This window comes from Paenibacillus sp. LjRoot153 (genome assembly GCF_964253085.1).
GTDB lineage: Bacteria > Bacillota > Bacilli > Paenibacillales > NBRC-103111 > Paenibacillus_E.
Genome location: NZ_CAXUQH020000001.1, coordinates 1,819,932 through 1,831,528, shown reverse-complemented (window position 1 = coordinate 1,831,528; position 11,597 = coordinate 1,819,932). Strand labels below are relative to the sequence as shown.

The 11,597-nt window shown below is 46.8% G+C and carries 14 protein-coding genes; 9 read left to right on the top strand and 5 right to left on the bottom strand.

The features are described from left to right. Positions 1-25: 25 nt before the first annotated feature. The 4 genes from ACSQ8P_RS08100 to ACSQ8P_RS08085 are packed head-to-tail and all read right to left on the bottom strand — an operon-like array spanning position 26 to position 3,172. On the bottom strand, positions 26-730 hold the full coding sequence (locus tag ACSQ8P_RS08100) for an urease accessory protein UreF (RefSeq protein WP_436234717.1): 705 nt from the start codon (positions 728-730) through the stop codon (positions 26-28). 36 nt (positions 731-766) lie between these two features. Beyond that, complete coding sequence (ureC, locus tag ACSQ8P_RS08095) at positions 767-2,482, bottom strand: urease subunit alpha (protein ID WP_436234716.1); 1,716 nt, start codon at positions 2,480-2,482, stop codon at positions 767-769. Next, positions 2,463-2,846: an urease subunit beta gene (ureB, locus tag ACSQ8P_RS08090; protein WP_436234715.1), complete on the bottom strand. Its 384-nt coding sequence runs from the start codon at positions 2,844-2,846 to the stop codon at positions 2,463-2,465. Before ureB ends, ureC begins: the two co-directional genes overlap by 20 nt. Positions 2,847-2,869: 23 nt before the next feature. Continuing rightward, positions 2,870-3,172, bottom strand: coding sequence for an urease subunit gamma (locus ACSQ8P_RS08085; RefSeq protein WP_056613424.1), 303 nt, complete (start codon positions 3,170-3,172; stop codon positions 2,870-2,872). A gap of 284 nt (positions 3,173-3,456) precedes the next feature. On the opposite strand from ACSQ8P_RS08085, the gene urtA reads away from it, so the two are divergent. The 8 genes from urtA to gerQ all read left to right on the top strand — a co-directional run bounded on the left by urtA (position 3,457) and on the right by gerQ (position 10,003). Continuing rightward, entirely contained in the window at positions 3,457-4,707 is a 1,251-nt protein-coding gene (gene urtA, locus ACSQ8P_RS08080) for an urea ABC transporter substrate-binding protein (protein ID WP_436234714.1), read from the top strand. A gap of 114 nt (positions 4,708-4,821) precedes the next feature. Then, positions 4,822-5,727: an urea ABC transporter permease subunit UrtB gene (gene urtB / locus ACSQ8P_RS08075; RefSeq protein ID WP_436234713.1), complete on the top strand. Its 906-nt coding sequence runs from the start codon at positions 4,822-4,824 to the stop codon at positions 5,725-5,727. A gap of 22 nt (positions 5,728-5,749) precedes the next feature. Continuing rightward, positions 5,750-6,838, top strand: a complete 1,089-nt coding sequence (gene urtC / locus ACSQ8P_RS08070; RefSeq protein WP_436234712.1) for an urea ABC transporter permease subunit UrtC — start codon at positions 5,750-5,752, stop codon at positions 6,836-6,838. A gap of 35 nt (positions 6,839-6,873) precedes the next feature. Then, entirely contained in the window at positions 6,874-7,665 is a 792-nt protein-coding gene (urtD, locus tag ACSQ8P_RS08065; RefSeq protein ID WP_436234711.1) for an urea ABC transporter ATP-binding protein UrtD, read from the top strand. Between the two features lie 34 nt (positions 7,666-7,699). Then, on the top strand, positions 7,700-8,353 hold the full coding sequence (urtE, locus tag ACSQ8P_RS08060) for an urea ABC transporter ATP-binding subunit UrtE (RefSeq protein WP_436239478.1): 654 nt from the start codon (positions 7,700-7,702) through the stop codon (positions 8,351-8,353). A 217-nt stretch (positions 8,354-8,570) separates the two neighbouring features. Beyond that, on the top strand, positions 8,571-9,269 hold the full coding sequence (locus ACSQ8P_RS08055; protein WP_436234710.1) for a response regulator transcription factor: 699 nt from the start codon (positions 8,571-8,573) through the stop codon (positions 9,267-9,269). 97 nt (positions 9,270-9,366) lie between these two features. Next, positions 9,367-9,561, top strand: coding sequence for a hypothetical protein (locus ACSQ8P_RS08050; protein ID WP_436234709.1), 195 nt, complete (start codon positions 9,367-9,369; stop codon positions 9,559-9,561). Beyond that, positions 9,551-10,003, top strand: coding sequence for a spore coat protein GerQ (gene gerQ / locus ACSQ8P_RS08045; protein WP_436234708.1), 453 nt, complete (start codon positions 9,551-9,553; stop codon positions 10,001-10,003). The genes ACSQ8P_RS08050 and gerQ overlap by 11 nt, the downstream gene beginning before the upstream one ends. Before the next feature lie 55 nt (positions 10,004-10,058). On the opposite strand, the gene ACSQ8P_RS08040 is transcribed toward gerQ, so the two are convergent. Beyond that, entirely contained in the window at positions 10,059-10,358 is a 300-nt protein-coding gene (locus tag ACSQ8P_RS08040) for a hypothetical protein (protein WP_436234707.1), read from the bottom strand. A 122-nt stretch (positions 10,359-10,480) separates the two neighbouring features. On the opposite strand from ACSQ8P_RS08040, the gene ACSQ8P_RS08035 reads away from it, so the two are divergent. Further along, positions 10,481-11,464: a metal-dependent hydrolase gene (locus tag ACSQ8P_RS08035; protein ID WP_436234706.1), complete on the top strand. Its 984-nt coding sequence runs from the start codon at positions 10,481-10,483 to the stop codon at positions 11,462-11,464. The last annotated feature ends 133 nt before the right edge of the window (positions 11,465-11,597 follow it).

Here is an 11,597-nt window from a genome sequence, read left to right as displayed (position 1 = left end):
CTCAGATCTATGATTAGATTTCCTACTAGGACATAAATAAACGCGAATATAACGTTTCATGCTGCATCATAGCTAAATCCGCCGCGGGTGAATTCATGAATGCCTCCATTGGATCCAGATGTGAAACTCGCTGCCATTCACTTCCCGTCAAAGGAATGAGCTTCGCCAATAGCATCTGACCTTGTGTTTGTCCAATGGACATAAGCCTGAGCGCACTATTGATACACGTCATGATACACGTATATAGATAGCCTTCAGCAGCCTGATGTAGAGGAACGCCTAGATGGTAGCTCACCCAACTATGAACAACAGGATGATTCGAGCTGCATCTCCCCATACTCACAGCATCATCGAGCGGCTGCCAATTCAGCTCCGGATACAGCGAACGTGATAGTTGGAGCAGTCTACGCCCCATTTTTTGAACACCGCTCCGCGTCTCACTCCCTACCCGTTGCACATGCAGCATATGGTCGAGGTCCCAGAGCTGCCCCAACTCCCCTTGAGGGATGTGCAAATAAGCCGCTTTAATAACCATGGCATCCGAGGATGCCCAGCTGCCCGCAAGCATCGACCGGATGTAGGCTTCCAGTTCGGAGATTGTCGTCAATCTCCCCTGCTGGACAAGTGTTTCCAATCCAAAGGAGTGGGAAAACCCGCCAATTGGAAGCGCCGAATCCAACAGTTGCTGATAGGCTAACCAATGGAACGGTGGATGTTCGAACGCAGTCATTGATGTCACCTCATTCGGGACTTTCTTCCATTCTTTTTAAAATAAGAAATATAACTGTGCCATCGGCAGCTCTGTCGCAGGCTCACAGGTCACGGCTTCGCCATCAACCTTCACCTCGTAAGTTTCCGGATTTACTTCAATAGAAGGTGTTCCGTCGTTATGAATCATATCTTTCTTGGAAATGCTGCGGCAGCCTTTCACGGGCTCAATCCGTTTCTGCAATCCGAATCGTTCCCCTATTCCACTGTCATACGCAGCCTGAGAAACGAAGGTAATCGAGCTTTGCGTCAACGCTTTCCCAAATGCAGCGAACATCGGTCTACCGAAAACAGGCTGCGGCGTTGGAATGGAAGCGTTCGGATCCCCCATTTGCGCATAAGCGATGCTGCCACCCTTGAGAACAAGATCCGGCTTCACACCGAAAAACATCGGACTCCAAACGACCAAATCTGCAAATTTGCCTGGTTCAATCGACCCGACAAGATGCGAGATGCCATGGGTAATTGCTGGATTTATGGTATATTTCGCCATGTAGCGTTTAATGCGGAAATTATCATTGTCTTCGGTATCGGGAGCTAGCGGTCCGCGCTGTTTTTTCATTTTATCCGCCGTTTGCCACGTTCGAATAATGACCTCACCAACTCGCCCCATCGCCTGTGAATCAGAGCTCAACATACTGAACACGCCTAGGTCATGCAGAATATCTTCCGCTGCAATCGTTTCAGGTCGAATCCGAGAATCTGCGAAAGCGACATCTTCTGGAATTCGACTATCCAAGTGATGGCACACCATCAACATATCTAAATGCTCTTCAATGGTATTAATCGTGTAAGGTCGTGTCGGATTTGTCGAGGAAGGCAGGACATTCAACTCGGCTGCTGCTCTGATAATATCAGGTGCATGCCCACCCCCTGCTCCCTCGGTATGATACGTATGAATGGTACGTCCTTTAATCGCAGCGAGCGTATCTTCAAGAAATCCCGCTTCATTTAATGTATCCGTATGAATCGCGACTTGCACATCATAACGATCTGCCGCTTCCAAGCACATGTCGATCGCTGCCGGCGTTGTTCCCCAATCTTCATGCAGCTTCAAACCAATGGCGCCAGCTTCAATTTGTTCCGTCAGAGGCTCCAAAAAGGAAGAGTTCCCTTTGCCGGTAAAGCCCAGATTCATCGGAAACGCTTCCGCTGCCTCCAACATCCGCTGCATGTGCCAAGCGCCTGGCGTACAGGTTGTTGCGTTCGTTCCAGTTGCTGGCCCCGTTCCACCGCCGATCATCGTCGTCACGCCTGAGGAAAGCGCAGTTTCTATTTGCTGCGGACAAATGAAATGGATATGCGCGTCGATGCCGCCAGCCGTTACGATTTTACCCTCACCTGCAATGACCTCTGTGCTTGCGCCGACAATCATATTCGGATGCACACCATCCATGATATCCGGGTTACCTGCTTTGCCAATACCGACAATATGACCATCTCGAATACCGATATCGCCTTTGACAATGCCCCAGTGATCAATAATGACAGCATTCGTGATCAGAGTATCGAGAACACCTTGCGCCCGAGTCGCGCCGCTCGACTGACCCATCCCATCGCGAATAACTTTCCCTCCGCCGAATTTGCATTCATCACCATATACGGTATAGTCATGCTCGATTTGTGCCCAAAGCTCTGTGTCTGCCAACCGAATGGCATCGCCTGTTGTAGGGCCAAACATCAGTGCATAATTCTTACGATCTATTCGACTCACCGAGCATCCCCTCCCAGGCCTGCCATCTTTCTTTCGTTTCCACCGACATTTTGTCTTTTTCCGCCAAGCCTTGACTCAAATTATTAAGCCCATATGACAGCTTCGCTCCGCCTAATTCGACAAGTTGAACCGGTTTCTGCTCACCAGGCTCAAAACGGACAGCCGTTCCTGCCGGAATATCCAAGCGCATACCAAAGGCTAGCTCCCTTGAGAAATCCAATCCTCGATTGACTTCAAAAAAATGAAAATGCGACCCTACTTGAACCGGGCGATCTCCTGTATTCGTAACGATGATTTCAATCGTCTGTCTGCCTACGTTCATTTCTATATAGCCTTTGGCTGTTCGATATTGACCGGGAACCATATGCTCGCCTCTTTCAGGAGTAATTAAGTAATAGGTTCATGTACGGTAACTAACTTGGTCCCATCGGGAAACGTGGCCTCCACTTGCACTTCATGAATCATTTGAGGAACGCCTTCCATTACCTGATCTGCCTTCAAAATAGTCGTACCAAACGCCATGAGCTGCGCGACCGTCAAGCCATCCCTAGCTCCTTCCATGATTTCGGAAGTCAGCAGAGCAATGCTCTCAGGGTAATTCAGCTTTAATCCTCTGGCTAGTCTTCGCCTGGCTAGATCAGCAGCTACGGTTATGAGTAACTTCTCTTTCTCTCTTTCCGTTAAATGCACGTTTCTCACCTCTTCAAAAAACCGAATAATGGTAATCCTTAACACTCATTATATTCGTGTATTTCACGATTGTAAATCTTTTGTGTTATGTATTCTGACATTACAGTAGGATTTTTGAAACGTTTTTTTCGCATTCATGTGATTTTCACAAGTATTTCATTCGAATTTGTGCAATTTCACTAAAAATCACCCTGGTCACGTTACTTATATTGACATTAACTTGTATCGCCATTTATCATAAGCCATGTAATCCAAATCTTGTAAGGCAAGGGAGTGGGACGTGAATGAGAGAGATAAGAAACAAAGGTAAACTTACAGTTGCACTAAGTATGGCTTTGATGTTAGTGGCAGCCGGCTGTGCGAAGACAGAATCTACCACCTCTACGACGACTGCACCTGCGGCTTCAACAACATCTGGCGACACCGTACCAGTGGGTATTCTTCACTCACTAACAGGTACAATGTCCATCAGTGAGGTATCTGTTCGAGATGCTGAACTCATGGCGATTGATGAAATTAATGCAGCTGGGGGATTATTGGGCAAAAAGATTAAACCCGTGATTGAAGATGGGGCATCGGATTGGCCAACTTTTGCAGAGAAGACAAAGAAACTCCTGCAAAAAGACAGCGTAGTAACGATTTTCGGTTGTTGGACATCGGCTAGCCGTAAAGCCGTACTACCGGTTGTCGAGCAAAACAAAGGATTACTGTGGTATCCGGTTCAATATGAAGGCGTAGAATCCTCACCTAACATCTTCTATATCGGCGCAACAACGAATCAACAAATCATCCCCGCAGTAACATGGCTCCTGCAAAACAAAGGCAAGAAGTTCTTCCTCCTTGGTTCCGATTATGTCTTCCCTAGAACAGCCAACAAAATTATTAAAGAGCAATTGAAAGCGGATGGCGGGACACTGGTTGCTGAAGAATACACACCGCTTGGACACACAGACTACAATACAATCATTAGTAAGATTAAAAAGGAAAAACCAGACGTTGTCTTCAACACGTTGAATGGCGATAGTAACGTTGCCTTCTTCAAGCAGTTGAAAGATGCTGGCATTACGTCTAAAGATTTAACAACCATGTCCGTGAGTATTGCCGAAGAAGAAGTGCGCGGTATCGGTGCTTCCGTTCTCGATGGTCACTACACAGCATGGAACTACTATCAAACAACAGATACACCTGAAAACAAAAAATTCGTTGAGGCTTACAAAGCCAAATACGGCAAGGACCGCGTAACAGATGATCCGATTGAAGCTGGGTACACAGCTGTTTATCTGTGGGCAGAAGCTGTGAAGAAAGCAGGCTCCTTTGACGTAGAAAAAGTAAAAGCAGCAGCCAAAGGAATCGAATGGAATTCACCTGAAGGTAAAGTCGCCATTGATGGTGAGAATCAACATATTTTCAAAACGGCTCGTATCGGCCAAATTACAGCTGATGGTCAAATTAAGGAAATTTGGAATTCTGGTAAAGCACTCAAACCGGATCCATTCCTCAAAACCTACCCTTGGGGCGCAGAAGTAACGAAGTGATTCTTACAAGTTGGTACTCAGAAACCAGGACTGCCTAACCGCAGTCCTGGATTTCATCATTTTCCCGTTTCATTTGCATCGACTCTACTCAAAACTTTAGAAGGAGAGGTTGCCATGAGTTTGCTGCTGCTTCAAATATTTAACGGACTCAGCTTAAGCTCCATCCTGCTTTTGATCGCAATCGGTCTCGCCATCACCTTCGGTCTCATGAATGTTATGAATATGGCGCATGGCGAATTTATTATGATCGGTGCTTATATGGCTTACCTCGTACAGAAATGGTTTCAATCGTATTTGCCCGCTTCTGCATTCGGATGGTATTTTATCGTTTCACTCGGCGTTGCCTTTGTCGTCGCCTTCGCCATAGGCTGGCTGCTCGAAGTTATGCTCATCCGCTTCATGTACGGCAGACCATTGGATAGCCTACTCGCTACCTGGGGCGTCTCCCTTGCCTTACAGCAAATTGCGCGATCCATCTTCGGCGCTCCCAATGTCGCTGTGAAAGCACCGCAGTGGTTAGAAGGCGGATGGCATGTAACGGCAGACTTAATACTTCCATATAAGAGACTCTTTATCATTGGGCTTGTGGCATTATGCATCTTCATCATCTATTTGTACCTCTATCACTCTGCAGGTGGAAGACGAATGAGAGCCGTTATGCAAAATCGCCAAATGGCTTCGTGTTTAGGCATTTCTACTCGTAGAGTCGATGCGCAATCCTTCGCTTTTGGCTCCGCCATGGCAGGTATCGCTGGCTGTGCCCTGTCCTTACTTGGACCGATTGGGCCCACAATTGGGACCTATTACATTGTAGATGCCTTTATGGTCGTCGTACTTGGCGGGATCGGCAAGCTAATCGGCACCGTAGCTGGTGCATTAGGAATCGGAGTTTTCAATACTGCCTTGGAATATACAACCAGCGCCACACTCGGTAAGGTACTTGTGTTTACACTGATCATCGCCTTCCTACAATGGAAACCAATGGGACTTGTAACGATGCGTTCGAGATCCTTAGATTGAAGAAAGGATGTGACAATCGTCTATGCTCTTTGCCAGACAATCTAAGCTCAAGCTAACCATCTATGGGATAGGTTTACTACTCATCGCGCTTGCCCCCCTATTCTTGTCTGACTTTCGTTTATCCTTACTCGGCAAATTCCTGGCTTATGCCATTATCGCGATCGGAATTGATTTAATCTGGGGATATACCGGTATTTTAAGCCTTGGTCATGGTGTTTATTTCGGACTTGGCGCTTATTGTATGGCCATGCACTTGAAGCTGGCTTCCACGCCAAATCAACTGCCTGATTTCATGTCCTGGAGCGGTGTCAAAAGCTTGCCGTGGTTCTGGGTGCCATTCCACAGTGCCGCGGCAGCGTTCCTATTAGCGCTCATTGTACCGATGATCGTCGCCTTCATCCTTGGCTATTTCACTTTCCGCAATCGGATCAAAGGCGCATTCTTCTCCATTTTATCCCAAGCCTTAGTCATCATTACGGTGACACTCTTCGTTGGGCAGCAAGGTTATACGGGCGGGACGAATGGTTTGACCAATTTCACTACCTTTCTCGGTCTCAATCTACAATTACAATCAACAAAGCTGCTGTTTTTCTATCTCACCTTAGGTGTCGTACTTGTCGTGCTGATCCTTAGCACCCTGCTCGTGACTAGCCGACTTGGAAACATTCTTACAGCGATTCGCGATGGTGAGAATAGGGTTCGCTTCATTGGCTATAATCCCGTTACGTATAAGGTTTTCATCTACTGCCTCTCCGCGGGATTAGCTGGACTTGCCGGCGTACTCTTCGTACTTCAAGAAGGGATCATCTCACCTGCGCAAATGGGTATCGTGCCATCTATTGAAATGGTGTTATGGGTAGCCATTGGCGGTCGTTCAACTATTGGGGGCGCTGTTCTAGGGGCACTAATAACGAATGCAGCTAAAACAACTTTCAGCGAAGCTTATCCTGCTTGGTGGCCCATCATGCTCGGCGCCATGTTCATTGTCGTTGTCCTCTTACTGCCGAAAGGAATCGTCGGTACATTGACCCACTTTTTCTCCAGTTGGAAAAGAAACAGAACTCAGCATCCAAAGCAGATCTCTACATCGCAAGAAGTCATAGAAACATAAACGCGCTTATGCAAACCGGAAAGGGGAACATTTCAATGCTAGGACAATTAGCGAAACAACAACCGACAACTGACGAGACCATCCTGAGCGTCAAGGGACTTGAGGTGAACTTCGACGGTTTCAAGGCCTTGCGAAATCTAGATTTCTCGTTACAGCAAGGTGAACTCCGCTTCCTTATCGGTCCTAATGGTGCTGGTAAAACAACGCTGCTCGATGTCATTTGCGGCAAAGTAAAGCCTTCCCAAGGCCACGTCATATTCAAGGATTCGATTGATCTCACCAAACACCAAGAGCACCAAATTGCCCAGCTTGGGATTGGACGCAAATTCCAAGCACCTACTGTTTTCTCCACTTTGACTGTGTTTGAAAATTTGGCACTATCCATGAAGCAGCAGCGCGGTCTTCTCAGCGCGCTTTGGGCCAAAACCACAAGTGAACAAAGAGAACGACTTCACCTTAGGCTTGATATGATCGGTCTGCAAAGCAAAGCCAAAGAACGTGCGGGCTCTCTCTCCCATGGGGAGAAGCAGTGGCTTGAAATCGGCATGTTGCTCATGCAAGAGCCTGATCTCTTGCTGCTCGACGAGCCCGCCGCTGGCATGACGGATAGCGAAACAGAGAAAACGGGTGAACTGCTCCATGAAATTGCAGCGAATCAAACCATTATCGTCGTTGAGCACGACATGGCTTTCGTACGCCAATTCGCTAGAATAGTAACGGTTCTTCATGAAGGAACCGTCCTACGCGAAGGCACTATGCAAGACATCCAGAATGACGACAAAGTAGCGGAAGTATACCTCGGAAGGAGAGTTGAACGCGGTGCTTAAACTACAAGGCATAGAATCCGGCTATGGCGAAAGTATGGTCATCCGTAACGTCAACCTCGAAGTACGACCCGGTCAGATCGTTTGTCTAATGGGACGCAACGGGGTTGGGAAATCAACACTTATGAAGAGTATTATGGGGCTCATTAAGCCCAGATCGGGTTCCATCCACTACTCGGATACAGACATCACTCCATCTTCCCCAGATCGCCGCGCCAAGTCAGGCATTGGCTATGTACCGCAGGGCAGGGAAATATTCCCCCAGCTCACCGTCGAGGAAAATCTTTTATTAGGCTTAGAAGCCTCATCCGATCGCCGCAAGAAATTGCCAGATACGATATTCGATACGTTTCCCGTCCTTCAGCAAATGCTCCACCGCAAAGGCGGAGACCTCAGTGGCGGCCAGCAGCAGCAATTAGCCATCGCGCGAGCACTGGCTCCTGGGCCTCAACTCTTGCTCCTGGATGAACCTATGGAGGGGATACAGCCCTCTATCGTAATGGAGATCGAGGCGATCATTGAAACGATAAAGCGCAATCGAGAAATTGCCGTACTTTTAGTAGAGCAAAGCTTAGAATTTGCCACAAGCATCGCCGATTACTATTATGTTCTCGACCGCGGCACCATTGCTGCTGAAGGGAAGGCAGAGCATCTAAGCGAAGATCTCGTCCGGAAGCATTTGACGGTATGATTGTTCTTATTCTTACTCCCCCTACCCATAAGAAGCTGACCAACTTGACCTAATGAATGAAGGCTCAAGTAACGATCAGCTTCTTTTTCACGTCGAAAATAAGTTAAAACTGGACGTCACAAAATGGATAGGATAACATGTCATATAGATAGGATCGATTATTGCGGGAAGGCATATCGAGCACCTAGCCTTTTAAAGGAAAAGGAGGGGAACCTGTATGTCCAAAATTTTAATCATCGAAGACGATTTAAGTATCGGTGAAATGATGTCCATTTACTTATACGAAGATGGCTATGAAGTGAAACGCGCAGAGAACGGCCGACAAGGCGAGGTCTTATTCCGGGATTTTCAACCTGATATGATTATTCTTGATCTTATGCTGCCTGATATGGACGGTATTCAGTTATGTACAACATTTCGTCAGACTTCAACCATACCAATCTTGATGGTAACAGCCAAGAACGAAGTTTCAGATCGTGTGAAGGGCCTACAGACGGGTGCTGATGACTATTTGTGCAAACCCTTTTCGATGAGAGAGCTATCGGCAAGAATACAAGCCTTACTTCGACGTTCCAACGCTTTTCCACCACAGGTTTCATCACCATCCGACGTACTCAATCCTCTCAATCCTCTGGGGATCCACTTGGATTTGGAAAAGCGCTGCCTTTATGTTAGCGGTAAGAGCATCGAGACAACCTTCTCCGAATTCGAAATCATGAAGCTATTCTGGCAGAATCAAGGCAGGGTTTACAGTCGAGAAGAGTTGTTAAATCGTGTTCGCGGCTTTGATTCCCAAGTAACTGAGCGTGCAATCGATGTGCATATCGCCAACCTTCGCAAAAAAATCGAGGATGACCCCAAAGAACCCAAGCACGTTAAGACCGTGTGGGGTGTCGGCTATAAATTTCTACTTTGATAAAGCTCCTTCGGGAGCTTTTTTTGTTTTGCGAAATACCTATAAATTCGTCACCAAATAGGCAGAAGCACAATATGATGATTATGGAAAATGACCTTTGCGAACTCAGTTGGCGGAAAGGAGTGACCGTCTACTCCGAACTGAAGCTGAGAGCGAAGAGGAACATGGTATGCTGATGGTTGGAAATGCAGGCGTAAATCGGGTGCAAGTCCATCCATTTGTTAAAAACACATTTAAGAAGAAAGCTTTCGGTTTGAAAGCTCGAGGAGGAAAATATTATTATGTTGAATAACCCTTACAAAATAGGTAATCAAGCAATGCCGCAAGTGCAGTATGGCAATCCGTACCCAGCGTACCCCGTTCCAACTGCTATCACGAATAAAGTCGTTCCCCAAACACCAGCCGGATCGGTCCTCACACCTCCAGGCAGTGGATTACAAACAGGAGTAAATGTGCCTGGGCTTCCAGCGCTCGAAGAATCATATATCGAAAATATTCTTCGTTTGAACCTCGGTAAAATGGCAACCATCTATATGACATATGAAAACAACTCCGAGTGGAACGCCAAAATTTTCAAAGGAAAATTGGAAGCCGCAGGACGTGATCATATCATTATCAGCGATCCAGTTACTGGCATGCGTTTCCTATTACTTATGGTGAATTTGGATTACATCACGTTCGATGAAGAACTTAATTACGCCTACCCTTTCCGGGGCGGAGCTTTCTCCAGATAATAGCCCAATCGCCTACGAAAACCGTTGCTCGGTTAAAGAGCAGCGGTTTTTAGTTTTAAGAATAGGTAGCTGGCGAGAAATGCCACATGTGGAGTTTTTGAATTCCGCCTTTGATCCACTGATCCCAGTCGCCATGCTGCCCCTCACGCATCCGTTCAACATTCAAACGTTCCACCTTCATCCTTAGGTAATCCTCATACGTAATATCATGCCAAATTTCTACATAAAGTCCTTCTTGATCGGTCCCCTCCAATAGCTCCAAACGCCCTTCCCGCCGCTGAATTCCTTGCATATAGATGAGAAATGAGGCACGAAATTCGGGTTTTATGGCATACTCTACAAAAACTTTAGACATTTTTAGATCTCCTTCTGATTTATTTTTTGCTCTAAAATGGTAAACTAAGAGCAAGATGTTAATTGACCCTAGCCCAGATACAGAACAAACCGTGTGTACAGAACACTTAGGAGGAAAACCAGTTGGATACAGGCACTCATCTCGTCATTGGCTTAGGATTAGCAGGACTCTCGCAAATCGACCCGAGCATTTCCACAAATACGGCAGCAACGACTGCTGTTTTCATTGGAACTGTCGTTGGTTCTCAGATTCCGGATATTGATGGACTGCTCCGATTCAAGGGCAATGCTCTTTATATTCGCAATCATCGCGGTCGCTCACATTCCTTGCCAGCCCTCCCCTTATGGACATTGTTGATTACTGGTGCACTTGCGCCATTTTTCCATGGTATATCCGTCCTGCATCTCGCTATGTGGATCGGTATCGCGGTTTGCGTTCATGTGTTCACCGACTGTTTCAATACCTATGGTACGCAAGCCGTTCGACCTTTTTCGGAAAAATGGGTGTCCTGGAACATCATTCACATCTTCGATCCTTTTATTTTTACGAGTCACATTGCCGCGATCTTCATGTGGTCCTTCCATCTAGCGAAGCCACAGCTGATTTTCCCTACCTTATACGGCTTACTTGCACTGTATTACATTTGGCGGACTTTGGACCATGCTATTATTGAAAAAGGTCTTTATCGCAAAGATGCTACCTATCAGCCTGGTGATAAATATACGCTTATTGTAACATTCAACCTCTATGTCTGGAATGTTGTGAAAGAGTGCACAGACGGGACCTATCAGCTTGGCGAGCTCAAAAATGGCAAGCTCAAATGGCTGGACACAATTACCCGCTCTGACCACCCTGCCATCGAAGTTTCCAAGCACCACGAGGACATTCAAGCGCTGCTCTATTTCTCCTCCTTCACCTGCGCTGAAGTCAAGGAACATCGGTGGGGCTATGAAGTGAGATGGGCTGATGTCCGCTACCGCCATCGTAAGCAATTCCCATTCGTCGGCGTCATTCGGATGGATCACAATTTCCAAACACTTGATTCTTACGTAGGCTGGGTGAACGATACGAAGCTTGAAAAGAAGCTTAAAGTTGATCTTTATTGAAAAATCTTCGATGCATTCGAAATGAGGCCCTTGCATGGTTGCAGGGGCCTCGTTCTTTACGGGGCATCCTCACTACCGCACGCACCAAAAGCCAAGGAGCTATTTAGGCTCCTTGGCTTTATTATTACATAAT